Genomic DNA, 24,094 nt, shown 5'->3' on the forward strand with positions numbered 1-24,094 from the left:
GTGGATTCTGGACGCTGAGGAGAGGTGCATGTTAATGAGTTCCTTTGATAAAACGATGAAATTTAATTTTCCCGAAGAACCATTCGAAAGAGATGTACAAGAAGTACTGTCTCAAGTATATGTTGCACTTCAGGAAAAAGGTTATAACCCTATAAACCAGATTGTCGGTTATCTATTATCTGGTGACCCGGCCTACATCCCGCGCCATATGGATGCTCGGAACATTATTCGTAAGCTTGAACGCGATGAAATCATCGAAGAATTGGTTAAATCGTATCTTAAGAACCACCGAGAGGAATACTAATGCGCACAATGGGACTTGATTTAGGTTCAAAAACCATAGGCGTTGCCCTGAGTGACGCGATGGGTTGGACTGCACAAGGATTGGAAACGATCAAAATTAACGAAGCTGGAAATGACTTCGGCTTTAAACGCCTCAATGAAATTATAAAAGAGCATGATGTTTCTAAAATTGTCCTCGGTTTACCTAAAAACATGAATGGGACTGTTGGACCGCGAGGCGAAATCAGCCAAGATTTCGCTAAACGATTAGAAAACAAATTCAAGCTGCCGGTGTTTCTCTGGGATGAACGGTTGACAACTATGGCGGCTGAACGTGTCCTTCTTGAGGCGGACGTGAGCCGAAGCAAACGCAAGAAAGTCATTGATAAAATGGCTGCTGTCATGATTCTGCAAGGATTCTTGGACAGACAAACAAATTCAATATGAGGTGAATACTAATGGAACACGGCGAAAACAACATTACAGTAGTAGATGAAAACGGAAACGAGCAGCTTTGCGAAATCCTTTTCACATTCGATTCAGATAAATTCAACAAATCTTATGTACTTTACTATCCGATGTCTGCAGAAGATGACGAGGAAGAAATTGAAATCCACGCTTCATCATTCGTACCAAGCGAAGATAATAAAGATGGTGAACTTACACCGATCGAAACAGAAGAAGAATGGGATCTTGTTGAAGAAATGTTAAATACATTCCTTGACCAAGAAGAAGCAGAAGAAGAATAAGATTAGAAAAAAACCGGCCTTAAAGGCCGGTTTTTTTTTGACAAAAGGACAAGGTGATTGAAATGTGTGTGCGAGATTCCTGCGGGAAAGCGAGTGCCTAAAGTGAAAACCATCGTTTGTACAACCCTTCAAAATCCGTATTCAAATTCGATTTTCAGTCTGAACCCGCCTCCATAAATGTTCATGTATGTTCCGGTAACCCCTTATCTTTTCTTTGCGAATAACAGTATAAATGTAGCGAGCGGACCCAAAAATAAGGATAGCAAGAACCAATTCAATGCCGTTCTATTTTTTCCTTGAGCAAGTCCGGCGTTTATGAGTGCCAATGTCCCCCAACCTACAAAATAAGAATTATCCAACTCCTTCACACCTTCCCTCATCTTAAATGAATAGTACCATTCCTACATGAATATTCCTGTCATTTCCTGAAATTCCTAACACATGCAGGGAAAAAAATTAGAGCGCATCTTTTAAGCTGAAGAAATTATGATATCACTATATTCCTGTTAAATAACATCTGAATATTGACAAAACAAGTGCATTTTTGCCATAAATAGAGTATTAATGAATGTAGTTTTGCAAAAAACATGTAATTATTTGTTGATTTTAGTATAATGTTCGAAGCGAAGATTAATTAGAGAAAGCATCACCAAGAAACCATTCTGTAGTTGGTGTGAGTTTGCAGGGGGAATGAAAATGGATGAAAAAGATAAAAAATTATCTAAAAAGGAACATATCCAAATGAAATTGTTAGAACAGCAAGGAGAAGCCAAGCTGGTTCGTAAAATCATCATGATTACGATAGCTTCGCTTATTTTACTAATTGGGATCGTTGGTCTTGTGGGCTTTTTATATATCAACTCAGCCATGAAGCCAGTCGATCCGGATGATGATACCATCAAGAAAGTGAAAATCCCAATCGGTTCTTCCGTTAACGGAATTTCAACGTTGCTTGAAGAGCAGGGAATAATCAAGGACGCACGCGTATTCAAATATTATATTAAATTCCGCAATGAATCCGGTTTTCAGGCAGGGGAGTATAAATTATCACCTTCCATGCCTATTAAGGATATCGTCACAAGCATCAAAACCGGAAAACTAATGAAGGAAGCTGCAATGAAGATAACGATTCCTGAAGGAAAGCAGCTGATCCAAATTGCTGATATCATCGCCGTGAAGACGGGTGAAGATCCGAAAAAGGTCTTTAAGAAATTGAATGATAAAAAGTTCGTAAATTCCATGCAAGAGAAATTTCCGCAGCTCTTGACGTCGGAAATTGAAAATGAAAAGGTTTTATATCCGCTTGAAGGGTACCTTTTCCCGGCTACTTATGACTTTTATGAGGAAAAGCCGACCCTGGAGTCGATCGTCATCGAGATGCTGAAGAAAACCGAAGAAACATTGCAGGCTTACGAGAGCCAAATGGACAAGAACGGTTATTCCGTGCACCAGATGCTGACCTTCGCTTCGCTTGTCGAAGAAGAGGCGACGGCGCAAGTCGATCGCGGAAAAATAGCTTCCGTCTTTTACAATCGTATTGAGGAAGGTATGCCGCTTCAAACGGATCCGACTGTTTTGTATGCGAAGGGTTCACATAAGAGCAGGGTATATTATAAAGACCTTGAGGTGAAATCCCCTTATAATACGTATAAGAACAAGGGGCTGCCGCCAGGGCCGATAGCCAATGCCGGAACGACATCGATCGATGCGGTACTGAAACCTGAGAAAACGGATTATCTGTACTTTTTGGCCACACCTGAAGGGGAAGTCCTTTACTCCAAGACCTTGGATGACCACAATAACAAAAAGGCAGAGCATATTTCCAATAAATAAATGAAAGCTCTTTTCGTAAAGATTGTTGTTTTTAAAACGAAACGATTTAAGGTTGATCGGAGCGGAAGTGCGAGACTCCTGCGGGAGCAGCGGGACAGGTGAGACCCCACAGGCGTTTACGCCGGGGAGGCTCACCGCCCGCCCCGCGGAAAGCGGGCAATGGAGAGGAAATCAACCACACCGAAATACTTGGTTAGCAACAATGTATGCGAAAACAGCCTAAATGAAAAATAGCAATGAGACTGTGGGGGGAGAGATATTACTTTCCCCTTGTTTTTATGATAGAATAGTACAAGTGAATTTTTGATCCGATTCTTATCGGTGACGTAACTCGGCGAATGCCGGGTTTTATTTTGAAAGATAAGGAAATGTAGATCGTCAAGCATACTTGTTTCAGCTCCTTGTGAAGAAATTGTCCAATCAATTTTTTCATGTTACTGACCAAGCGCTTTTGTTTTCCTTATAAATGGAGGAAACGTTTTGAACGGAAAAATAGAACAATATCTTCATTCCTTAATTCCGGAGCGTACGGGTTTGCTTAAGGAGTTGGAAGATTTTGCGATGGAAAATAATGTGCCAATCATGGAGCCCGAAGGCATTGAGGTGCTGCTTCAGATTTTAAGGCTTCATCAGCCAAAGGCGATATTGGAAGTAGGTTCGGCAATTGGCTATTCGGCCATTAGGATGGCTGAGACCCTTCCGGAAGCCCGAATCGTCACACTTGAACGGAATGAAGCCCGTATTGAGCAGGCAAGGGCTAACTTCAAGAAGGCGGGACTGTCGGAAAGGATCACCCTCATTGAAGGGGATGCCCTTGAAGCGGGACCGAAAGTGATGGAACACGGGCCGTTTGATATCATCTTCGTTGATGCAGCTAAAGGGCAGTACAAGCGATTCTTTGAACTGTTTGAACCATTCCTTGCTGGTGCTGGCATTATCATTACCGATAATGTTTTATTCAAAGGCTTGGTTGCCGAAAACATTGAAGAAATGGAAATGACGAGAAGAAAGCGAGCCCTTATTAAAAAAATAAGGGACTTTAACATCTGGTTACATGACCATCCCAACTTCGATACCGTAATTTTGCCGATTGGTGATGGTGTGGCCATTAGTAAACATAGAGGTGACAAAAATGAAAAAGCCTGAATTACTTGTGACTCCGACAAGTGTCGATCATATAACAGAACTCATCGATGCTGGCGCTGACGCCTTCGTCATTGGCGAACAACGTTATGCGCTTAGGCTGGCAGGGGAGTTCAAACGTGAAGATGTGGAGAAGGCGATTGAGCTTGCACATGCCGCGGGCAAGAAAGTGTACGTATCGATGAACGCCATTTTCCATAATGAAAAAGTGGACGAGCTTGAAGGGTACGTCACATTCCTTAAAGAGGCTTGTGCCGACCGGATCATATTCGGTGATCCCGCAGTCTTGATGGCTGTCCGTGCCGTGGCACCTGATATGCCCCTGCACTGGAATACAGAGATGACGGTAACGAACTGGTACACATGTAATTATTGGGGGAAACGCGGTGCTGTCCGTGCCGTTGCTGCCCGTGAGATAAGTCTGGACGAGATAGTGGAAATGAAGGAAAATGCCGAAGTGGAGATTGAAGTCCAAGTGCATGGCATGACATGCATGTTCCAATCGAAGCGTACGCTCCTTGGTAATTACTTTGAATACCAAGGAAAGGCATTGGAAGTGGAAAATCGGAAGGAACAGCGAAATATGTTCTTGCATGATAAGGAACGTGAAAATAAATATCCGATTTATGAAGATGAAAATGGTACACATATCATGAGTCCGAATGATATGTGCATGATCGATGAACTACAGGAATTGATTGAAGCGGAAATCGATTCACTGAAAATCGAAGGATTATTACAAACACCCGAATATATCATTGAAATGACAAAGTTATATCGGGAAGCGATTGACGTATGTGCTGAAGACCCTGACCGCTATGATGATGTGAAAGCGGAACTTTTTGAAAAAGTCAAAGCGGTTCAGCCGGATAACCGTGAGTTGGATACCGGGTTCTTCTTTAAAGAATCGGTTTATTAAAGAAAAGGGTAAGAGAAAGAGGAGGAATAGCCTTGAATGCTATTGCTGATAAAATTTCCAAGATCGTTGATGGAAAGAGAGTCATTGTAAAAAAACCGGAATTGCTGGCTCCGGCCGGCAACCTTGAAAAATTAAAAATTGCCGTCCATTACGGCGCGGATGCCGTGTTCATTGGCGGCCAGGAATATGGTCTTCGTTCCAATGCAGGCAACTTCACGTTTGAGGAAATGAAGGAAGGCGTCGAATTCGCTAATAAGTATGGTGCTAAAGTATATGTAACAACCAATATCTTCGCACATAATGAAAATATCGATGGTCTGGATGAATACCTGGAAGGTCTTCAGGAGGCTGGGGTTCATGGTATCATCGTCGCCGACCCATTAATCATCGAAACATGTAAAAGGGTCGCTCCGAACGTCGAGATCCATTTAAGCACACAGCAATCGCTGTCGAACTGGAAGGCTGTTCAGTATTGGAAAGAGGAAGGCTTGGAGCGTGTCGTTTTGGCACGGGAGACGAGTGCTGATGAAATCCGTGAAATGAAGGAAAAGGTCGATATCGAAATCGAGGCTTTCGTTCATGGGGCCATGTGCATTGCCTATTCTGGACGCTGCACCCTTTCGAACCATATGACGGCGCGTGATTCGAACCGCGGCGGCTGCTGTCAGTCTTGCCGTTGGGATTATGATTTATATGAGTTGGATCAAGACGGGGAAAAGGCTTTATTCGATAAAGATGATGCTCCATTCGCAATGAGTCCAAAAGACTTGAAGCTGATTGAATCACTGCCAGGCATGATTGAAATTGGCATAGACAGCTTAAAAGTCGAAGGAAGAATGAAATCGATTCATTATATTGCAACAGTTGTCAGCGTCTATCGTAAAGTGATTGATGCGTATTGTGCCGATCCTGACCATTTCAAGGTTAAACAAGAATGGCTGGAAGAGCTTGATAAATGTGCGAATCGTGAGACGGCATCATCGTTCATGGAAGGGGAAATTCCTGGGTATAAACAGCAAATGTTCGGGAATCATACCGTAAAGACTCGCTTCGACTTCGCAGGATTGGTGCTTGATTACAACGAGGAAACTAAAATTGTTACCATGCAGCAGCGTAATTTCTTCAAGCCTGGGGATGAAGTGGAGTTTTTTGGACCGGAAATCGAAAACTTCACTCAAAAAATCGGTACGATCTGGGATGAGTCAGGTAAGGAGCTGGAGGCAGCCCGCCATCCGCTTCAAATTGTCCGCATTCAAGTAGATAATAGAGTTCATGTGAACAATATGATGCGGAAGGAGAATTGATATGACAAGAAAGAAACCAGTGGTCATCGGAGTTACCGGAGGGTCGGGATCAGGTAAAACAAGTGTTACCCGTTCCATTTTTGAATTCTTTCAAGGACATTCCATCTTGATGATCGAACAAGATTATTACTATAAAGATCAAAGTCATCTGCCTTTTGAAGAGCGCTTGAAAACGAACTATGATCATCCGCTTGCATTTGATAATGATTTACTAATCGATCACATTAACGCATTGCTGCGCTATGAAACGATAGAAAAACCCGTTTATGATTATTCGATCCATACGCGTTCAGAAGAAGTCATCACAGTGGAGCCCCAGGATGTCATCATCCTTGAAGGGATTCTTGTGCTAGAAGATGAGCGCCTCCGGGACCTTATGGATATGAAGCTTTATGTTGATACGGACGCAGACTTGCGGATCCTTCGTCGGATGACCCGTGATATTAAAGAACGCGGCCGTTCCATAGATTCCGTCATCGAGCAATACATCAGTGTCGTCCGTCCGATGCATAATCAGTTCATAGAACCGACGAAGCGCTATGCCGACATCATCATTCCAGAAGGCGGTCAGAACCATGTGGCGATTGACCTTATGGTGACAAAAATTCAAACAATCCTTGAACAAAAGTCTTTTTTGTAATAACATAGCATAAATAATGATAGGTGCTATTTTCCTCCGTTTATTTAAATAATCCCATTTATTTATTGGGAAAGACTGGACAAATGTTGGAAAACGCAATACTCTATTCTTGATACAGAACGAACCGGCTGCTCAGCAGTCGGTTTATATACTAAGGAACGGATTGTTTCTTAGTATCGAAGCGCGTACTTTTTAAGTCGCGCAATTATATATTTTGACTCGATTTCAGGGTTAAGCACTATATAGTACATAAACTTGTCACAGCGAAAGCTTGCTGTAAAGAATTTGAAGGAGTGAAGGGTTTTGGCAATTGAAAAAGAATATCCAATGACTAAAGAAGGTAAGTTAAAGCTTGAACAGGAACTGGAACAGTTAAAAACGGTTAAACGTAAAGAAGTGGTGGAAAGAATCAAAATCGCCCGCAGTTTTGGGGACCTTTCCGAGAACTCAGAGTACGATTCCGCAAAAGAAGAGCAGGCTTTCGTTGAAGGACGCATTACAACAATCGAAAACATGATCCGCAATGCAAAAATCATTGAGGGCGATGATTCGAATACAGATACAGTTTCTCTAGGGAAGTCGGTAACATTCGTGGAACTTCCAAATGGAGACGAAGAAACATATTCCATCGTAGGAAGCGTTGAGGCGGACCCATTCGAAGGGAAAATCTCCAATGATTCACCGATCGCGAAAAGTCTGATGGGGAAAAGGGTCGGCGACAAGGTATCGATCATGACACCTGGCGGCGAAATGAGCGTGAAGATTGTATCCATCGACTAAATAAAAGCAAAAGAGGGTGTCCTTGGGGCATCCTCTTTTTTATCAAAAAAGTGCCGCGTTAAATTTGTTCATAATTGTTTAAAAATTCGCACCTCGTCAACAATGGTTACGAGGTGTATTTTATGAAAAAGAAACGAATGAGGTTGCTGGCTGTTTTTTTGACCACTTTCATGCTGATGCTCATAGGCAGGCTTGCCTACATCCAACTTGTATCGACAGAATCTTTTTCAAAGCATGATGTGAACCTGTTAGAAGCAAGCGTGAATCAGCGTTCACAGATATTAAAGATTGATGATGGACGCGGAAAGTTTTATGACAGAAATGGTGAACCGCTTGCACATGAAGAAATCCCGACGCTCGTCCTATTTCCATTTTTAAAAAAAATGACATGGCCCATAGAAGAAGTGGCCTCGATAATAGGCAAATCGGAAGCGGAGTTAAAACGGGCGATAGAACAAGCGGATGAACCATTCGTATTTGGCGGGGATGAACCGATAGAGTTGACGCCCAGTCAATCGAAGGCAATCAATGAATTGAAGATTCCCGGGGTTTTTGCCGTGAATGAGAAATTATATCCTGATCAAACCCCTGCAGCGCAATTGATCGGAACGACGAATATATCGGATGCGGAAAAGAAAAAACGTTATCCGGACATGAATTTATCTCCTGAAACGAAAATAGGCAATACGGGGTTGCAAAGGACCTTCGATGAGTTCTTGCTTTCCGCTGGGGAATCCAAGCTCGTTTTTCATGTGGACGCCAGTGGTGGCCCGATGTTCGGTGTCGATGTTAAATATGTGGAACCTGCAAATCCGCTTTACCCGGTGAAGGTCGTGACGACGATCGATAAAGAAATTCAGGAGAAAGCGGAGAAGCTCGTCGATGAACGCGGGATAAAAAAGGGCGGTCTCGTACTGATCGATATCGAAAAAAGTGAAATCGTCGCAATGGTATCACGTCCGGCGCTTAATATAAAAGATCCGAATGGCGAAGGTGCCGTCAATATGATGCTGACTCAAAAAACGCCGGGTTCCGTCTTTAAAACGGTCACGGCAGCAGCTGCCATCGATTATGAAGCCGCCAGTCCCACCAGGACATTCAATTGTAATTTGACGATAGACGGCAAAACGGATAAACAGAGGGAACTGGGCATGCTGAATTTTGAAAATAGCTTTGCCCAGAGCTGCAACAGGACTTTTGCCGAATTGTCACAGGAAATAGCAGAGAAGGATCCCGAATTTTTGGACAAATATGCAAAAATGTTAGGGCTTGTTGGTGAATCGGGCTGGCAAGGGGACGTCTATCACACGGAAGTGACTCAATTGCATCATGAACAAACCGGGAAGGTCTGGCATGATGACGATTTAAAAAAAGATCCTAAAATGATTTCCAAAACAGCAATTGGCCAGCAGGATGTCCAAACGACACCGCTCGCGATAGCGAATATGATGGCAACGATTGCCCGCGGCGGCAAGAAGGAACAGGTCAAAGCCGTATCCAAAGTCGAATTTAACAATGGTACGACCGTAGTCGATTTTCCGAATCAAAGTATTGGCGGCGAGACACTGTCTCCATATACAACGATGAAGATGCAGCATCTTCTTAGGAAGGTCGTGACGGAAGAGAAAGGGACGGGCGCATCGTTGAGGGATTTGCCTGTGGAGGTCGCTGGCAAGTCTGGAACGGCTCAGACCAATATCGAAAAAGGGCAGCTGAATAAATGGTTTGCGGGCTACTTTCCATATAAAGATCCCCAATATGCTCTTGTTACCGTAAGTTTTGAAACGAAGGAAAACAGTTCCAGCATGACGCCCCTTTTTTCAGATATTGTAAAAGTCCTGTACTCCAAGGACCAGGACAAAAACGAGAATTGACGAAAAGTGTAGGAAACCCTTCCCTTCTATCTCGGGCTAAATCATGTTAAAATGAGGCAGTAAGAAATGGTAAGGGAGGAATGGACCTTGGGCTCACGTTTCAATCAGAGAGATCAAAAAAGAAAAGTAAATAAAATATATAATATTGCAATCACCATCGTTTCCATTTTAATCGTCATTGTCGCAGTCTCGATTTTCTTAAGTGATGATGGCACGGATTCAAAAAAAGCCACGACTGAGCCAAAGCAAATCGCCGATACAGATTCGGGGAAAGTAGCGGACAAGCCATCTGGCAAAGAAGAAGAAACGGATTCTGAGAAGGAAGACGCAGTAGGAGATAGTAAAGCAAAAGAAGAAGATTCAGGAGAAGAAGATAGTAAAGCAACCGAGGAAGATGCAGAAGATAAAGCTGAAGATGGTGCAGATCCAGAAAAAGCAGGAGATGCCGAACTTGTGGAAGTGGACGGCAGCGGCGATGGCAATGTTGCGGCTACATATACGAGTGAGGGCTGGAAACCAGTTGGAACTCAGCAATCCGGGGAGCACACTACAAGCTTCGAAAAGGGCTCGGTCGATTGGAATGAAATGAGTAAAGCCATAGCAAGCGGGGCTGGAATCGATGAAGGCAGCATGAAGCTATGGTGGCTGCAAAACGGCGGTTCGCCCAGCACGGCAATCGGTACCGTTTCTGAAGGCGATAATCCTAAAACCTACCGCGTTTATATTGAATGGGTGGACGGATCAGGTTGGAAACCTGTAAAAGTCGAAGAGCTGAAGACAAACGATAAAAGGTAATGGTCAAAAATTATATAAGAAAACCCCCGAAAGGAATTTCACTTTCGGGGGTTTTTCATGGTGATCACTTTTTTGCTTTAAAGTGGACGACTGCACTATAAAAACGTCTGCCTTCTTCACTTACATACATTTGGTGTGACACGGATTCCACCTGAAGCATGATTGCTTTATTGATTTCAATTTGTGATTGGATTTTTTCTTCAAGATTCTTAATGCTCTCTGCCTCAAAAAATTCTATTTTATCTTCGAATAAGTTTAAGTCGAGTTGAAAACTCATGACTGTTCCCCTCCAACATTCAGTTACTGATAGTTTAACACCATTTTGGCCGAATCTGAACCGAATGAATGATTTGCCTAAAAACAAGAACTGTTTCAGTGTCTATTTCATACTATGCTTATAGGTTTTATTATCTTATCATAAAAGGTGATTAAAAATGGGCAGAGAATTTATAGATTTATTTGAAGAGTGGTCGAAATCGTATGATGAAACGGTTGGTGGACACGATATTGAGTATCAAGAGGTATTTAAACATTATGATAGTATATTGGACAGCGTCACGGATCGGGCTCATGGCCATGTGCTGGAGTTCGGAGTAGGTACCGGGAACTTGACGGAAAGACTTTTGAAGAAAGGCCTGAAGGTATCGGGAATAGAACCTTCACCTGCGATGAGGGAAATAGCGGTAAGCAAGCTGGACGGAAGAACAGAAGTTGTGGATGGCGATTTCATCGATTTTCCGAAGCCGGAACAGGTTGATTCGATCGTGAGTACGTACGCGTTTCATCATTTAACCGATGAAGAAAAAGAAAAAGCTATAGCCAACTATGGAAAGTTACTGAATACTGGTGGTAAAATAGTGTTTGCGGATACGATGTATCAATCAAGGGAAGCGCATGAACAAGCGATTCAAGATGCAAGCGAGGCAGGCTTTCATAATTTGGCAAACGATTTGCAAACCGAATATTATACTACGATTCCTTTTTTGGAAAAAGTGCTTGAAGCAAACGGATATAAGGTGAACTTCGAACGCTGCAATCAATTTGTCTGGATTATGGAGGCGGAAAAATTATAGGAAGAGGTTTTTACTAATGAAGGTAGCCATAATCGGAGCAATGGAAGAAGAAGTTACGATTTTACGTGATAAATTGGAAGGTTTGGAGCAGGTGACCATTGCCGGTTCCGAGTTCAATACAGGCACATTGAATGGTGTCGAGGTCATTTTGCTTAAATCGGGAATCGGTAAAGTGAATGCGGCAATGTCCACTGCGATCCTGTTAGAAAAATTCAAACCGGATGCGGTCATCAATACTGGCTCTGCCGGCGGTTATCATCCAGCACTTAATGTAGGGGATGTGGTCATATCCTCGGAAGTGCGCCATCATGATGTCGATGTGACGATTTTCGGATATGAATACGGTCAAGTCCCTCAGCTGCCTGCAGCTTTCACTCCGGATGAGAAGCTTTTCGCGATAGCGGAAGAAGCGGCAAAAGAAATCGAGGATATACAAGTGGCAAAAGGGTTGATCGTGACGGGGGATTCCTTCATGAATGATCCTGACAGGGTTGAATTTGTCAGAGGGAAATTCTCCGATTTATACGCGGTGGAAATGGAAGCGGCAGCCATTGCACAGGTAGCCTTCCAATTCAAGACACCATTTGTCATCATTCGTTCCCTTTCGGATATCGCAGGTAAGGAGTCCAATATTTCCTTTGATAAATTCCTGGAAACTGCGGCTCTCCATTCAGCGGCACTGATTTTGAAAATGGTTGAAAAAATGAAATGAATGGTAAGTGATCAGCGGAAGCCTTTCTGCTGATCATTCTTTATTGCATAATTCGCATTAAGTTGGTAGGATAACTATGAAAGGATGTCCGAGTATGAAAGTCTTTCAAAATATTCATGAGTTGATAGGGAAAACGCCGATGATGGAAATCACCCATTTCCCGCTTCCGGATGAGGTCCGTATCTTTGCCAAACTCGAATACTTTAATCCGGGAGGCAGTGTGAAGGATCGGCTTGGTCAAGAACTGTTAGCCCAAGCGTTACAGACTGGGAAGGTGAAAAAGGGCGGGACGATCATCGAACCGACTGCCGGAAATACTGGGATTGGCTTGGCGTTGGCTGCGATAAACAGTGGAGTGGACGTGATATTTTGCGTTCCGGAGAAATTCAGTGCCGAGAAACAGGAATTGATGCGTGCCCTTGGAGCGAATGTGATCCAGACACCGACAGAGGAAGGAATGACAGGAGCAATCGCAAAGGCTAAGGCGCTGCTGGCTGAAATTCCGGGATCATATTGTCCCCAGCAGTTCGCCAACCCATCCAATCCTGATGCATATTATAAAACGCTGGGACCTGAAATATGGGAACAGATGGAAGGCGATGTGGATGTGTTTGTAGCCGGTGCCGGGACGGGCGGGACATTCATGGGAACATCGCGATATTTAAAAGAAAAGGACGCTGCTGTCAAAACGGTCATAGTCGAACCAGAAGGGTCGATTTTAAACGGCGGCAAGGCAGGACCCCATAAAACAGAGGGGATCGGGATGGAATTTTTACCTGCCTATATGGATGAAACGTATTTTGACCAAATCCATACGATAAGCGATCGTGATGCTTTCCATATGGTAAAGGAATTGGCGATTAAAGAAGGCCTACTTGTCGGCAGTTCTTCAGGTGCGGCCTTTGCAGCGGCCATGAAAGAAGCAGCAAAGGCCCCCCGGGGGTCGAATATCGTCGTCATATTTCCGGATTCCAGTGAACGATACTTAAGCAAAAAAATTTATCAGGGAGGTATATGAAATGAGAAAGAAAACACAATTGATCCATGGCGGCATTTTTGGTGATGAAAAAACAGGAGCGGTTTCGGTGCCGATTTATCAAGTGAGCACCTATAAACAGGATGGTCCGGGAAATCATCGGGGGTACGAATATTCCCGTACGGGCAACCCAACCCGCCATGCCCTCGAAGAATTGATCAAGGATCTCGAAGAAGGAAAAAGAGGTTTCGCCTTCGGATCAGGAATGGCAGCGATGACCGCGGTTATGATGCTGTTCAGTCAAGGTGATCATGTATTGATGACCGATGACGTTTATGGAGGGTCTTTCCGGGTCATCACTAAAGTGCTTAACCGCTTCGGGGTGGAAGCTACGTTCATCAATACGAGTGACATCCACTCGATCGAAAAAGAGATAAAGGACAATACGAAGGCATTGTTCATTGAAACACCGACCAACCCATTATTGAAAATCACCGATCTGGAAGAAGTATCGAAAATAGCTAAAGAAAACGGTATCCTCACCATTGTGGATAATACCTTCAGTACGCCATACTGGCAAAATCCGCTTTCACTTGGAGCCGATATCGTGCTTCACAGCGCCACGAAGTACCTGGGGGGACACAGCGATGTTGTAGCGGGTCTTGTCGTGGTGAATGATGAGAATCTTGGCAATGACCTTCATTTCATCCAAAACTCTACAGGCGGCGTGCTAGGGCCTCAGGATTCATGGTTGCTTATGCGAGGCATTAAGACGCTGGGAATCAGGATGGAAGAACATGAAAAAAATACATCTGAAATCGTCCGTTTCCTATCCGGGCATAAAGAGGTTTCGAAAATCTATTACCCAGGTCTTGAAAACCACCCAAATCATGATATTGCCAAAAAACAATCGCGTGGATTCGGCGGTATGGTTTCATTTGACGTTGGCAGTGCCGAAAAAGCCGAATCCGTTTTGAATAAAGTGAAATTCTTTACGCTTGCGGAAAGTCTGGGGGCAGTGGAGAGCTTAATTTCCATTCCGGCTTTGATGACACATGCTTCCATTCCGGCTGAGCGCCGTGCAGAGCTAGGAATAACGGATGGGTTGATTCGTATTTCAGTAGGTCTGGAAGATGTTGAAGACTTATTGGAAGACTTGGAACAAGCGCTGCAAGGATAATCGGAGAAGGACCGCTTCATTGCTGACTGCCATTATTTACACCCCTGTCATTTGGAATAAATATGGTAGAATGAGATATCGATATCTTATAAGCTTGAAAGAAGGTGGAATGGCATGAAAAACCGCAAAAAACAAACGGTTGCATTGCTGCGTTCGAAAATGGTCGATTTTAAACAATTTGCGATCACTTTGTTATGTGTGGGTTCGTTCTTCTATTTAGGAACCATCCTTCCCTCTGGCGACAAAGCGATGATTGACACATATGTCTATATGGGAGCGACCATAACGTTCCTGTGCATGTCCATAGTATTTTTCTCATTATCCAAAAAATACAAAAAGACTTTGGCCGAAATGGATGACCAAGACTCTTTACAATAATAGAAGCAAACCTGATTCTTTAATGGAATCAGGTTTTTTTTACTAACGTTGTTTCCCAATAGGGGCAGATTTACCATACTGCTTGCCTTTTTAGGTAATAATAGCTCTTGAAAATGGGGAAAAAGATGGAAATTTCAAAAAAATAGGCAAAAACCGTTTACAAATATCGAATTTGTGGATATACTTACCAAGTAATAAAAAATATTCCAAAGGAGGTCGAAGAAAATGACATTGTATCTATATGGAGTCGCCACTATTAGCCGGTCCGTTTCAATTGACAATCACATAACATTCGACCTGTGCCAAGCGGAATATTTCTAAAGCAATTTGGCTTTATTAATCATTCAGACATAACGGCCGCAGGGAGAAGTGTTTTATCCTGCGGCCTTTTTATATTTTCTAAAAAAGGCCGCAGGAGGACGTAACTTTCTGCGGCCTTTTTATGCCTTTTTGTTGGGCCGCTCCCTTAAAGGAGGTGATATTATGACACTGAATATGCTTTTTTTCACAATCACGATTAAAATGAAAAAAATGACTGCCGAGGAATGTTTGCAACAGGAGAGAATCCAAAAGATTCGAGAAGAACATCTAGATAAAGCGTTGAAACATCGTCCTTTTTTCTAAAAAATATACGAGGTTGGTATTCCGTTCAAAAAAAATTAAGAAAGGTGGAGGTTAATATGTTGAACTTGTTATATGTAAAAGGAGAGAAGCGTTGCTATTGGCAGGAGAAGGATACCGGCTAACGGATCTGCCAGTGCAACTCAAGCATTGTCATGGTTATACAGCGGAAAAAGGCCATTGGAAACATGATAAAGTGAAGGTATGGTGATTAATGGTTATGACGCTGCTTAATTCGGAACTGCAACGTTAGAAGTGAATATGTAAATGGGAAAACTCGGCACTCGGGCCGAGTTTTTTTCTTTGCCTGTATCAGCAGCACGGACCTGAACCTCCAAAACCACATCCGCATCCCGGCAGCCACCAAAACCCGAAAATGAGCAATAAAATCAGGAGGACAATAAACAGGCCATAACCAAAGCCGTAGCCGGGCCCTGCATAACAAGGCGCAGGAGCCGGATAACCATAGCTGCATCCGTATGGTCCATAGTTATATCCCATCGTAAAAAACCCCCTTTCCCTAAAAAATTCCCTATCATTATATGAACATTTTCCTTCGTTCGTTTGGGAATACAACCAGGCTGGTTTGAACATTTAACACCATTCATTATTTCTTTTAGTGGGACAGACACGAACAAGCCCACTGTTGCATAGGTATGAAATAGGGAAGCCAAAGAAACGGGGGATGGAACCAATGCCCGGAATACTTACAGTTGTTGGTTATATTATCAAAGAATTTTACTTATTCGTTTCCTATGTGAAAAACAACGCTTTTCCCCAGCCCTTGTCATCTCAGGATGAAAAGAGATATCTGAAGCTAATGAGCGAGGGAGATGGTGATGCCCGTAACATCCTGATCGAACATAATCTCAGACTTGTTGCCCATATCGTCAAGAAATTCGAGAATACGGGCGAAGATACAGAGGATCTGATTTCGATTGGGACAATTGGTTTGATAAAGGCCATTGAGAGTTATTCGGATGGGAAGGGTACGAAGCTGGCCACATATGCGGCGCGATGCATTGAGAATGAGATCTTGATGCATTTACGGGCGACAAAGAAAACGAAGAAAGATATTTCCCTGCATGATCCGATCGGTCAAGATAAAGAAGGAAATGAAATCAGTTTAATCGATGTACTGAAATCGGAATCGGAAGATGTCATCGATACGATTCAGCTCAATATGGAAATTGAAAAAGTGAAAAAGTATATTGATATTTTGGATGAACGCGAAAAGGAAGTCATTGTAGGCAGGTTCGGACTGGATTTGAAAAAGGAAAAAACCCAGAGGGAAATCGCTAAAGAGCTTGGCATTTCCCGCAGTTATGTATCAAGGATCGAAAAACGTGCCTTAATGAAGATGTTCCACGAATTTTACAGAGCAGAAAAAGAGAAGGAAAAGAAAGCCAAAGGATAGGATGGTAAAAGGCAAAGAGAGTGCGGGAAAATTTCCCCGCACTCTTTTTTTTAATATTTATTTCTGATCATATCTGCAAAAGCGTGATAAATCTCGATTCCTTGAAAAAGGAACATGCGTGAAGCGGTTAAAGATAAGAACCCTATCATAATAAAGCGAAACCACATATGAATCACTCCTCCATTTTAATTTTTATAAAATGTCAGAGCGTAAGGCTACGTAATTCGCCTGGAAAAAAACAGGGCTGAGATATCGTCGGCGAAGATTTGAGTGAAAATAAAGAAAACCCAAAATGGAAAATTCGAAAAAGAGAATAATGATAAGTGTTTGCCAGGAACTAAAGGAAGGCACGAAAGGCTGTTTCTTGTCGGCCTTATCCCAATGGTGAACATCGGTATGTTCCTCAATGTTTAGCTGCTGTGCATGATGATGGAACTGTATGGGCAGTGTCCAAAGGAGCAGGATGATGGCAGACATGTGAATGAAGAATTTCATATGAATCAACCGCCCCTTTCCCAAGAATATATACATCATAACATGCTTTTAATCCGGGATATAGAAAAATGTTCCGACAAAATACTGAAAATTCCTTTTAATTAGAAAAATGTTGCATTTACCTCTATAATGGGATTAGTGATAAAAAGGGGGCAATGCATGATGGGATATTCTTTGACATGGGATTTGGATATCTTTTTTAAAGGAGGAAGCTCTTCTAAGGAGTTCCTGATTTTTTTAGATGAAATAAACGACGAGGTAAAAGAATTAGACCGAATTGTAAGCAATATCAATCCTGAAGGAAATGATGAGAGCAGTTTAATCCAGGCATTTGATCTTTTTAAAAATACAAATATGAAATCCACGCAGGCAAGTGCATTCATCGGCTGCCTTGAAGCTCAAAATGCACAGGATAAAAAGGCCGGTCAGCTGCGGATCAAACAAATGAAGATAGTCGCTTCACTAAAAATGGTGTTAAGCAAGCTGGATGAAAAGTTGATACAGCTTGATGATGCTTTCTTTAAAAAAATCCTCGAAAAAGAACCATTGAATGAATTGAAATTCGTATTGAATGAACGTCGGGAAAAGGCAAAGGAAAAGCTTTCCGTGAAGGAAGAATCATTAATCACTCAATTGGCCATGGACGGTTTCGAAGGTTGGAGCCAAATGTATGATACGATCGTCGGTTCAATGACCATCCCTTATAAAGGTGAAAAGCTTTCTGTAGGCCAAGCGGCGAATAAATTTTCCGATCCTGATGAAAGGAACCGGAAAGAATTATTTACTGCGTGGGAACAGGCTTGGGAGGGAAAAAGTGACCTTTTTGCCCGGACTTTGAACCATTTGGCCGGATTTCGTCTCAGTGTGAATGAAAAACGGGGCTGGGATGATATTTTGAAAGAGCCTCTTGAAATAGGGAGGATGAAAAAAGAAACCCTCGAAAGCATGTGGAATGTAATCGCCGATCATAAGGAGCCGCTTGTGAGGTTTTTAGAAAGGAAAGCGGAGTTACTGGATTTGGATAAATTAAGTTGGGCGGATTTGGATGCACCGCTCGCTGTTACAGCAGAGACCAAAGTAATGGATTATCAAGAAGGTGCAGAATTCATCATACAGCAATTCTCTAAGTTCGGCTCTCAATTAGCAAACTTCACCCAAAAAGCTTTTGAAGACAGCTGGATTGAAGCGGAGGACAGACCAGGTAAGAGACCAGGCGGTTTTTGCACCGGCTTTCCATTAAATAAGCAATCAAGAATTTTCATGACGTATTCGGGCACCCCATCCAATGTATCGACATTGGCCCATGAATTGGGACATGCATTCCATTCATATGCAATGAGGGAGATCCATCCATTGAATCGGTCATATGCCATGAACGTTGCTGAAACCGCTTCTACTTTTGCTGAAATGGTCGTTGCGGATGCAGCTGTGAAGGAAGCTGCCAGTGAGGAAGAAAAGCTGGTGCTTTTAGAAGATAAAATCCAGCGATCCGTGGCATTATTGATGAATATCCATGCCCGCTACTTGTTCGAAACAAGGTTTTATGATGAGAGGAAACAAGGGTATGTCAGTGCCGAACGGTTGAATGAACTGATGGTCGAGGCACAAAAAGAAGCTTATGGCGATGCTTTAAGTGATTATAATCCAACGTTCTGGGCTTCAAAGCTCCATTTTTATATTACAGGTGTACCATTTTATAATTTTCCGTACACATTCGGATACTTATTCTCATTAGGCATATACGCGAATGCCCTGAAAGAACCAGCGGGATTCGAAGAAAAATATATCGCTCTATTGAAGGATACCGGTTCGATGAAGGTCGAGGATTTGGCGAAGAAACATTTAGGCGTCGATTTGAAGACCCGGGATTTTTGGGAAGAAGCGGTCAATGCCTGTATGGAGGATGTAGAAGAATTCTTGCGCTTGACCGACCCCCTGGTCCGAAAAGCTTGAGATGGGTTTTCGGAGGGAATATGAATGAAAAAAGCGGATGTCCGGTATAGGACATCCGCCTTTCTTATTTAAACTTTCTTCAATTTAAATGGACTGACCATAAGTAATGATAATATAATCATGAGGGATAAGAAAAAGACCGGATGGAAATACGGGATGGCTAGATAACTTAAAGTAGCGATGCAGCCCGCAACCGTAATTGGCACTCCTGTAAAATATCCATTGCTTTCACTTATATTGAAGCGGGCGAGACGAAATGCGCCACAGCCAATATAGAAAACCGTGAAGAGTGTGCCAGGTGCTCCGAATTCTATTAATATTCCTTGGTATAATAATAGAGCTGGTGCGACTCCAAAGGATATGATGTCACACATCGAGTCAAGTTGCTTACCCAATTCCGATTCAATGTTGAATTTCCGAGCAACCATACCGTCAAAGCGATCTGCAAGGGCAGCCAGGAAAATTAATAACAGGCTTAAATTCAATTGGCCGTGCATTACGGCAATTATCGCAAATCCACCAAGGGATAAATTAATTAAAGTAAGTATATTTGCTGTTTGTGCTTTCAATTTTTTAATGGATTGATCTAGGGCGTGTAATAAAAACATCTTTTCACTCCTTTCAAATGAAACAAATTAAAACAAAATATAGTAAACATAAGTATTTATTATATAATAATATTTTATTTAACACAATTTATGCAAGGGGAATTTAGAATAATTTTACATTTTGGAGTGGTTTTATTTGTTTCAGTCTTTGTATCGCATTCTTATTGAACTGACAAATGGTCAGTATTCATCAGGGTTATTAAAGCATTTTAGCCAATCTCGTTGGAGCAGGCCCTTAATTTTATTTTATGTAAAAACATTTAATCTTAATCAACAGGAATTTGGTAAGGAGGTAAAAGCTTATACGAGCCTGCACGAGCTATTTACCAGGCAGTTAAAGGCGGGTGCCAGGCCAATTACGGCAGCTCCTTCTGCGGTAGCTTGTCCTGTGGACGGTGTTCTTGAGGATTCAGGGGAGATACGCGCTGATAAAAATATCGTCGTTAAGGGAAAGGTATATTCAATGGAGGAAATGCTCGGGGATGAGCTTCTTTTGGAAAAGTACTTAGGGGGCAAATATCTCGTGCTATACTTAAGCCCGAGTCATTACCATAGGATCCATGCACCAATAAAGGGTTCCGTGGTCAAACGTTGGACCCTTGGAAGGAAATCGTATCCCGTTAATAAATGGGGGATGAAATATGGAAAAGAGCCTTTATCAAAAAATTACCGGACAATAACTGAACTTCAAAATGAAGCGGGAAGCCTGGCAATGGTGAAAGTCGGGGCCATGTTCATAAATTCGATCGTCATTACTGATGAATCGGATGAATTGGAAAAAGGACAGGAATTTTCTTATTTCAGCTTTGGGTCCACAGTGGTGCTTCTTTTTGAAAAAGGGAGTTTCGAACTTGAAGGAAACATATCCATTCCCGCAGATGTCCGTGTTGGTGAAACAATCGGATTCATGAGGGCCGTCTAACTTCAAATGAAAATAAGAGGCTGACAATTGATGTCAGCCTATGTATTTCATATTAAAATATTGATCGGATTTTATGTGTCAGGGATCTTCGATGAATTTCCGTTTCTATGAGGCGGATGAAATCGGTACTCAACTTTAAATTCTGTGCTTTAAAATAGGATTCAAGCAACAGGTCATCAGATAGTTTTTGCATCAGAACGCCATTTGCGGCTGCTCACCTCCAGTAGGGATTGCGGGGAATAATTTGGTGCTTACTTGCATATATTGATAAGTCTTCCTTGATGTACCCCTACTGTATCAGAAATAAACGTGGAGAACAATCGTTCTGTTATCCACAGTTGAAAGTGGATAACTTGTGGTTAAGTTGTTTACAAGGTAGGGGAAATGGTGCACATCAGTATGGAAAATGTTAGTAAAGTTATCCACAGATTGAATAAATGAAATTTTTGTCGAAATCTTTTATGAATAATTAGTTCTTTTGTTCTGGTCAGACTGCAAATTTCCCAGTATTTAATGAAAAATGCCTTTCCATATCAGAAAACATACATTATGATGTTTCTTTACCGACGGCCTTTCTTTCCTAATTATTTTTGAAAGTGTGATGAAAATTCGATATGATGGAGACGGTAAATTTTAACGAAAATATAGAGGTGTCAATATGCTTAAATTATTTTTGCCGAGTGAACATGTTAAAAGCATTTTTAATATAGATCCTCAAGAATTGAAAAAAAGAGGGATTAAGGGAGTCATTACCGATTTGGATAATACTCTCGTTGAATGGGACAGGCCAACTGCCACCCCCGATTTAATCAAATGGTTCGACAATATGCGTGATCATGGGATTTTAGTGACGATTGTGTCCAATAATAATGAAAATCGGGTTCGGGCTTTTTCCGATCCGCTTCACATTCCGTTTATCTTCCAGGCCAGAAAACCGATGGCAAGAGCTTTCCATAAGGCCCGTAAGACAATGGGGTTGAAATTGGAAGAAACGGTGGTAATCGGCGATCAGTTATTGACGGATGTATTGGGAGGGAACAGAGGCGGGTTTCATACGATCTTAGTGCTCCCTGTAGCACAAACCGACGAATTCAGAACAAGGATCAATCGTTATTTTGAAAGAAAGATCATGGCGTTTTTTAAACGAAAAGGAATGATAGAATGGGAGGATCACAATTGAACAATCATCAAGAATTAGCGTGCATCGGCTGCGGTGTGAAGGTCCAGACTGAAGATCCGAAGGAATTGGGCTTTGCCCCTAAATCAGCTCTGGAAAAGGAGACCATCGTTTGTCAGCGCTGCTTTAAATTGAAACATTATAACGAAGTTCAGGATGTTTCCTTAACAGACGATGACTTCTTGAAAATCTTGAATAAAGTAGGCGAAACCGACTCTTTAATCGTCAAAATCGTCGATATTTTTGATTTCAATGGAAGCTGGCTGCCTGGCCTGCATCGATTTGTAGGAAGAAATGATGTTCTTCTGATCGGAAATAAGGTTGATTTATTGCCTAAATCCGTAAAACCGAACAAGTTGATCAATTGGATGAAGCAATCGTCCAAGGAATTGGGTCTTAACCCGGTTGATGTCCTGCTTGTCAGTGCGGAAAAGGGAAAGCACATACTTGAAGCGGCCGATGCGATTGAGCGGTATCGGAGAGGTAAAGATGTCTATGTGGTGGGGTGTACGAATGTAGGGAAATCGACTTTCATCAACCGTCTTATAAAAGAAGTGAGCGGAGAAAGTGATATCATCACGACTTCCCACTTCCCAGGGACTACCTTGGATATGATCGAAATTCCTTTGGATGATGAACAGGCGTTGATCGATACACCGGGAATCATTAATCATCATCAAATGGCTCACTATGTGGACAAACGGGACTTCAAGGTGATTATGCCGAAAAAGGAAATCAAGCCGAGAGTGTACCAACTGAATGAAGCACAGACGCTATTTTTCGGAGGGTTGGCCCGGTTGGACTATGTCTCAGGCGGAAGGCGTTCATTGACTTGCTACCTTTCGAATGAATTGAATATTCACCGTACAAAACTCGAAAATGCCGATGAATTGTATAAAAACCATGCCGGGGAATTACTGACGCCCCCACGGCCTGAACAAATCGAGGAGTTTCCGAAGCTGATTCCACATGAATTCTCCTTGAAAGATGGTAAAATGGATATTGTGTTTTCTGGTCTTGGCTGGGTGACGGTCAATGAGCCGGGAGCGAAAATCGTTGCACATGTTCCAAAGGGCGTCAATGTGATCGTTCGCAAATCATTAATCTAATTATAGGGGTCGTCAAGTCTATGAAAAAGATATATGGGGTAATGGGAGATCCAATTGCACATTCGATGTCACCGGACATTCATAATGATGCATTTGAAAAAGAAAATATAGAAGCGGTTTATCATCATTTTCATGTGACGAAAGAAGGTTTGATCGATGCCGTGAAAGGCATGAAAGCCCTTGGTATAGAAGGGTTTAACATCACGATTCCTCATAAGACTTCAATCATTCCTTTCCTTGATGAAGTGGATGAACTGGCCCTTGCAATCGGGGCTGTAAATACGGTTGTTAACAAAAATGGTCGGTTTATAGGGTATAATACAGACGGAAAAGGATTTTTCAAATCTTTATGCGATGAAATATCAAGTGACATCAAGGCTAAAAAAACGTTAGTGATCGGAGCGGGCGGTGCTGCGCGTGCGATTTATTTTACCCTTGTAAAAGAAGGGGTAAAGCAAGTTGATATTGCAAACCGGACAAAGGAAAGAGCGGCCCAGCTTGTTTCTGATTGCCCATATGATAAAGTATCGAAGGCACTCTCGATTATCGAAGCGGAAGAAAGCTTATCACAATATGATTTAATCATCCAAACGACTTCTTCTGGAATGAGCCCGGAATTGGATCATTCGCCGTTAAAGGTCGACCAGCTTAAAACCGGTGCAATTGTCAGTGATATCATCTATAACCCCCTTCAAACCAAACTGCTGCGTGAAGCGGGGGAAAAAGGGGCGGAAACGCAAAATGGTTTGGGGATGTTCATCAACCAGGCTGCGCTCGCATTTGAGATATGGACGGGCATTATGCCGGATACAGCAAGAATGACAGATATTGTCTTGAACAAACTAGGAGGTAACACATGTTAACAGGAAAACAGAAAAGATTTTTACGATCAAAGGCCCATCACCTCAATCCAATTTTTCAAGTTGGTAAAGGCGGCGTCAATGATAACCTCATCAAGCAAATTGGTGAGGCGCTAGAAGTACGTGAATTAATCAAGGTCAGCATCCTTCAAAACTGTGAAGAGGACCGCGATGATGTGGGACTTTCTTTATCAAAAGGTGCACGGGCGGAATTGGTTCAGATTATCGGCAACACAATTGTGCTGTATAAAGAATCAAAAGAAAACAAACAACTTAAATTACCTTAAGGAACCT

General features: G+C 42.3%; 28 protein-coding genes. 24 read left to right on the forward strand and 4 right to left on the reverse strand.

Annotation, left to right across the window (positions count from 1 at the left end; translation table 11 throughout):
• The first annotated feature begins 34 nt into the window (after positions 1 to 34).
• Genes ACQKFG_RS05005 through ACQKFG_RS05015 form a run of 3 tightly spaced genes read left to right on the forward strand, consistent with a single transcriptional unit; the run spans position 35 to position 1,031 of the window.
• Positions 35 to 304, forward strand: coding sequence for an IreB family regulatory phosphoprotein (locus ACQKFG_RS05005; protein WP_034311358.1), 270 nt, complete (start codon positions 35 to 37; stop codon positions 302 to 304).
• Positions 304 to 729: a Holliday junction resolvase RuvX gene (gene ruvX, locus ACQKFG_RS05010; protein ID WP_034308633.1), complete on the forward strand. Its 426-nt coding sequence runs from the start codon at positions 304 to 306 to the stop codon at positions 727 to 729. Before ACQKFG_RS05005 ends, ruvX begins: the two co-directional genes overlap by 1 nt.
• An 11-nt stretch (positions 730 to 740) precedes the next feature.
• Positions 741 to 1,031: a DUF1292 domain-containing protein gene (locus ACQKFG_RS05015; protein ID WP_063232962.1), complete on the forward strand. Its 291-nt coding sequence runs from the start codon at positions 741 to 743 to the stop codon at positions 1,029 to 1,031.
• Positions 1,032 to 1,234: 203 nt separating this feature from the next.
• Here the strand turns inward: ACQKFG_RS05015 and ACQKFG_RS05020 are convergent, their stop codons facing one another.
• A complete protein-coding gene (locus ACQKFG_RS05020; protein ID WP_192208355.1) occupies positions 1,235 to 1,399 on the reverse strand; it encodes a hypothetical protein in 165 nt (54 codons plus the stop codon).
• Between the two features lie 328 nt (positions 1,400 to 1,727).
• Here ACQKFG_RS05020 and mltG point away from each other — a divergent pair, with 328 nt between their 5' ends.
• From mltG to ACQKFG_RS05060, 8 genes are all read left to right on the forward strand, one after another.
• Positions 1,728 to 2,864, forward strand: a complete 1,137-nt coding sequence (mltG, locus tag ACQKFG_RS05025) for an endolytic transglycosylase MltG (RefSeq protein WP_427556806.1) — start codon at positions 1,728 to 1,730, stop codon at positions 2,862 to 2,864.
• A gap of 480 nt (positions 2,865 to 3,344) precedes the next feature.
• On the forward strand, positions 3,345 to 4,010 hold the full coding sequence (locus tag ACQKFG_RS05030; protein WP_081395487.1) for an O-methyltransferase: 666 nt from the start codon (positions 3,345 to 3,347) through the stop codon (positions 4,008 to 4,010).
• Positions 3,997 to 4,926 carry a peptidase U32 family protein gene (locus ACQKFG_RS05035; RefSeq protein ID WP_427556809.1) on the forward strand — a complete coding sequence of 310 codons (930 nt, stop codon included), beginning with the start codon at positions 3,997 to 3,999 and terminating at the stop codon, positions 4,924 to 4,926. Before ACQKFG_RS05030 ends, ACQKFG_RS05035 begins: the two co-directional genes overlap by 14 nt.
• Positions 4,927 to 4,958: 32 nt before the next feature.
• Complete coding sequence (locus ACQKFG_RS05040; RefSeq protein WP_353872244.1) at positions 4,959 to 6,230, forward strand: peptidase U32 family protein; 1,272 nt, start codon at positions 4,959 to 4,961, stop codon at positions 6,228 to 6,230.
• A gap of 1 nt (position 6,231) precedes the next feature.
• A complete protein-coding gene (gene udk, locus ACQKFG_RS05045; RefSeq protein ID WP_034308619.1) occupies positions 6,232 to 6,870 on the forward strand; it encodes a uridine kinase in 639 nt (212 codons plus the stop codon).
• A 303-nt stretch (positions 6,871 to 7,173) separates the two neighbouring features.
• Positions 7,174 to 7,650, forward strand: a complete 477-nt coding sequence (gene greA / locus ACQKFG_RS05050; protein WP_192205694.1) for a transcription elongation factor GreA — start codon at positions 7,174 to 7,176, stop codon at positions 7,648 to 7,650.
• A gap of 122 nt (positions 7,651 to 7,772) precedes the next feature.
• Positions 7,773 to 9,524 carry a peptidoglycan D,D-transpeptidase FtsI family protein gene (locus tag ACQKFG_RS05055; protein WP_427556813.1) on the forward strand — a complete coding sequence of 584 codons (1,752 nt, stop codon included), beginning with the start codon at positions 7,773 to 7,775 and terminating at the stop codon, positions 9,522 to 9,524.
• A gap of 87 nt (positions 9,525 to 9,611) precedes the next feature.
• On the forward strand, positions 9,612 to 10,319 hold the full coding sequence (locus ACQKFG_RS05060; protein WP_342614182.1) for a YrrS family protein: 708 nt from the start codon (positions 9,612 to 9,614) through the stop codon (positions 10,317 to 10,319).
• A 64-nt stretch (positions 10,320 to 10,383) separates the two neighbouring features.
• On the opposite strand, the gene ACQKFG_RS05065 is transcribed toward ACQKFG_RS05060, so the two are convergent.
• A complete protein-coding gene (locus tag ACQKFG_RS05065; RefSeq protein ID WP_048682770.1) occupies positions 10,384 to 10,596 on the reverse strand; it encodes a DUF2536 family protein in 213 nt (70 codons plus the stop codon).
• A 157-nt stretch (positions 10,597 to 10,753) separates the two neighbouring features.
• Here ACQKFG_RS05065 and ACQKFG_RS05070 point away from each other — a divergent pair, with 157 nt between their 5' ends.
• From ACQKFG_RS05070 to ACQKFG_RS05105, 8 genes are all read left to right on the forward strand, one after another.
• Entirely contained in the window at positions 10,754 to 11,392 is a 639-nt protein-coding gene (locus ACQKFG_RS05070; RefSeq protein WP_192205688.1) for a class I SAM-dependent DNA methyltransferase, read from the forward strand.
• A 16-nt stretch (positions 11,393 to 11,408) separates the two neighbouring features.
• Positions 11,409 to 12,104, forward strand: coding sequence for a 5'-methylthioadenosine/S-adenosylhomocysteine nucleosidase (gene mtnN / locus ACQKFG_RS05075; protein ID WP_098369738.1), 696 nt, complete (start codon positions 11,409 to 11,411; stop codon positions 12,102 to 12,104).
• A 94-nt stretch (positions 12,105 to 12,198) separates the two neighbouring features.
• Positions 12,199 to 13,122, forward strand: coding sequence for a PLP-dependent cysteine synthase family protein (locus tag ACQKFG_RS05080; RefSeq protein WP_427556819.1), 924 nt, complete (start codon positions 12,199 to 12,201; stop codon positions 13,120 to 13,122).
• A gap of 1 nt (position 13,123) precedes the next feature.
• Complete coding sequence (locus tag ACQKFG_RS05085) at positions 13,124 to 14,260, forward strand: bifunctional cystathionine gamma-lyase/homocysteine desulfhydrase (protein WP_214789868.1); 1,137 nt, start codon at positions 13,124 to 13,126, stop codon at positions 14,258 to 14,260.
• A 114-nt stretch (positions 14,261 to 14,374) separates the two neighbouring features.
• The gene (locus tag ACQKFG_RS05090; protein WP_192205682.1) at positions 14,375 to 14,638 is read left to right on the forward strand and encodes a YrhC family protein; all 264 of its coding nucleotides are present in this window, start codon (positions 14,375 to 14,377) and stop codon (positions 14,636 to 14,638) included.
• Positions 14,639 to 15,121: 483 nt separating this feature from the next.
• Positions 15,122 to 15,262 (forward strand): YrzI family small protein, encoded by a 141-nt coding sequence (locus tag ACQKFG_RS05095; protein ID WP_144549897.1) that lies wholly within the window; start codon positions 15,122 to 15,124, stop codon positions 15,260 to 15,262.
• Positions 15,263 to 15,953: 691 nt separating this feature from the next.
• Positions 15,954 to 16,676, forward strand: coding sequence for an RNA polymerase sporulation sigma factor SigK (gene sigK, locus ACQKFG_RS05100; protein ID WP_048682796.1), 723 nt, complete (start codon positions 15,954 to 15,956; stop codon positions 16,674 to 16,676).
• 657 nt (positions 16,677 to 17,333) lie between these two features.
• On the forward strand, positions 17,334 to 19,124 hold the full coding sequence (locus ACQKFG_RS05105) for a M3 family oligoendopeptidase (protein ID WP_369619740.1): 1,791 nt from the start codon (positions 17,334 to 17,336) through the stop codon (positions 19,122 to 19,124).
• A 68-nt stretch (positions 19,125 to 19,192) separates the two neighbouring features.
• Here ACQKFG_RS05105 and pssA read toward each other — a convergent pair whose 3' ends face one another.
• Complete coding sequence (pssA, locus tag ACQKFG_RS05110) at positions 19,193 to 19,732, reverse strand: CDP-diacylglycerol--serine O-phosphatidyltransferase (protein WP_192205680.1); 540 nt, start codon at positions 19,730 to 19,732, stop codon at positions 19,193 to 19,195.
• A gap of 136 nt (positions 19,733 to 19,868) precedes the next feature.
• Between pssA and ACQKFG_RS05115 the strand changes: the two genes are divergently transcribed.
• On the forward strand, positions 19,869 to 20,654 hold the full coding sequence (locus tag ACQKFG_RS05115; protein WP_342614180.1) for a phosphatidylserine decarboxylase: 786 nt from the start codon (positions 19,869 to 19,871) through the stop codon (positions 20,652 to 20,654).
• A gap of 52 nt (positions 20,655 to 20,706) precedes the next feature.
• Here ACQKFG_RS05115 and ACQKFG_RS05120 read toward each other — a convergent pair whose 3' ends face one another.
• Positions 20,707 to 20,847 (reverse strand): sporulation histidine kinase inhibitor Sda, encoded by a 141-nt coding sequence (locus tag ACQKFG_RS05120; protein ID WP_034311351.1) that lies wholly within the window; start codon positions 20,845 to 20,847, stop codon positions 20,707 to 20,709.
• A gap of 465 nt (positions 20,848 to 21,312) precedes the next feature.
• Between ACQKFG_RS05120 and ACQKFG_RS05125 the strand changes: the two genes are divergently transcribed.
• The 4 genes from ACQKFG_RS05125 to yhbY are packed head-to-tail and all read left to right on the forward strand — an operon-like array spanning position 21,313 to position 24,087.
• The gene (locus ACQKFG_RS05125) at positions 21,313 to 21,834 is read left to right on the forward strand and encodes a YqeG family HAD IIIA-type phosphatase (RefSeq protein WP_192205677.1); all 522 of its coding nucleotides are present in this window, start codon (positions 21,313 to 21,315) and stop codon (positions 21,832 to 21,834) included.
• Entirely contained in the window at positions 21,831 to 22,940 is a 1,110-nt protein-coding gene (yqeH, locus tag ACQKFG_RS05130) for a ribosome biogenesis GTPase YqeH (RefSeq protein ID WP_427556825.1), read from the forward strand. The genes ACQKFG_RS05125 and yqeH overlap by 4 nt, the downstream gene beginning before the upstream one ends.
• Positions 22,941 to 22,960: 20 nt before the next feature.
• Positions 22,961 to 23,803 carry a shikimate dehydrogenase gene (aroE, locus tag ACQKFG_RS05135; RefSeq protein WP_427556828.1) on the forward strand — a complete coding sequence of 281 codons (843 nt, stop codon included), beginning with the start codon at positions 22,961 to 22,963 and terminating at the stop codon, positions 23,801 to 23,803.
• Positions 23,797 to 24,087 carry a ribosome assembly RNA-binding protein YhbY gene (gene yhbY, locus ACQKFG_RS05140; protein ID WP_076365174.1) on the forward strand — a complete coding sequence of 97 codons (291 nt, stop codon included), beginning with the start codon at positions 23,797 to 23,799 and terminating at the stop codon, positions 24,085 to 24,087. Before aroE ends, yhbY begins: the two co-directional genes overlap by 7 nt.
• Positions 24,088 to 24,094 lie beyond the last annotated feature (7 nt).

This window comes from Peribacillus sp. NPDC076916 (assembly GCF_050269675.1).
Classification (GTDB): domain Bacteria; phylum Bacillota; class Bacilli; order Bacillales; family DSM-1321; genus Peribacillus; species Peribacillus aracenensis.

Coding starts and splice junctions, on each gene's coding strand:
- ACQKFG_RS05070 (WP_192205688.1), top strand. CDS start 10,754: ATGGGCAGAGAATTTATAGATTTATTTGAAGAGTGGTCGAAATCGTAT.
- ACQKFG_RS05065 (WP_048682770.1), bottom strand. CDS start 10,596: ATGAGTTTTCAACTCGACTTAAACTTATTCGAAGATAAAATAGAATTT.
- ACQKFG_RS05090 (WP_192205682.1), top strand. CDS start 14,375: ATGAAAAACCGCAAAAAACAAACGGTTGCATTGCTGCGTTCGAAAATG.
- aroE (WP_427556828.1), top strand. CDS start 22,961: ATGAAAAAGATATATGGGGTAATGGGAGATCCAATTGCACATTCGATG.
- ACQKFG_RS05120 (WP_034311351.1), bottom strand. CDS start 20,847: ATGCAAAAACTATCTGATGACCTGTTGCTTGAATCCTATTTTAAAGCA.
- ruvX (WP_034308633.1), top strand. CDS start 304: ATGCGCACAATGGGACTTGATTTAGGTTCAAAAACCATAGGCGTTGCC.
- mtnN (WP_098369738.1), top strand. CDS start 11,409: ATGAAGGTAGCCATAATCGGAGCAATGGAAGAAGAAGTTACGATTTTA.
- ACQKFG_RS05015 (WP_063232962.1), top strand. CDS start 741: ATGGAACACGGCGAAAACAACATTACAGTAGTAGATGAAAACGGAAAC.
- yhbY (WP_076365174.1), top strand. CDS start 23,797: ATGTTAACAGGAAAACAGAAAAGATTTTTACGATCAAAGGCCCATCAC.
- mltG (WP_427556806.1), top strand. CDS start 1,728: ATGGATGAAAAAGATAAAAAATTATCTAAAAAGGAACATATCCAAATG.
- sigK (WP_048682796.1), top strand. CDS start 15,954: ATGCCCGGAATACTTACAGTTGTTGGTTATATTATCAAAGAATTTTAC.
- ACQKFG_RS05095 (WP_144549897.1), top strand. CDS start 15,122: ATGACACTGAATATGCTTTTTTTCACAATCACGATTAAAATGAAAAAA.
- ACQKFG_RS05085 (WP_214789868.1), top strand. CDS start 13,124: ATGAGAAAGAAAACACAATTGATCCATGGCGGCATTTTTGGTGATGAA.
- ACQKFG_RS05105 (WP_369619740.1), top strand. CDS start 17,334: ATGGGATATTCTTTGACATGGGATTTGGATATCTTTTTTAAAGGAGGA.
- pssA (WP_192205680.1), bottom strand. CDS start 19,732: ATGTTTTTATTACACGCCCTAGATCAATCCATTAAAAAATTGAAAGCA.
- ACQKFG_RS05125 (WP_192205677.1), top strand. CDS start 21,313: ATGCTTAAATTATTTTTGCCGAGTGAACATGTTAAAAGCATTTTTAAT.
- ACQKFG_RS05055 (WP_427556813.1), top strand. CDS start 7,773: ATGAAAAAGAAACGAATGAGGTTGCTGGCTGTTTTTTTGACCACTTTC.
- ACQKFG_RS05035 (WP_427556809.1), top strand. CDS start 3,997: ATGAAAAAGCCTGAATTACTTGTGACTCCGACAAGTGTCGATCATATA.
- udk (WP_034308619.1), top strand. CDS start 6,232: ATGACAAGAAAGAAACCAGTGGTCATCGGAGTTACCGGAGGGTCGGGA.
- ACQKFG_RS05080 (WP_427556819.1), top strand. CDS start 12,199: ATGAAAGTCTTTCAAAATATTCATGAGTTGATAGGGAAAACGCCGATG.
- ACQKFG_RS05005 (WP_034311358.1), top strand. CDS start 35: ATGAGTTCCTTTGATAAAACGATGAAATTTAATTTTCCCGAAGAACCA.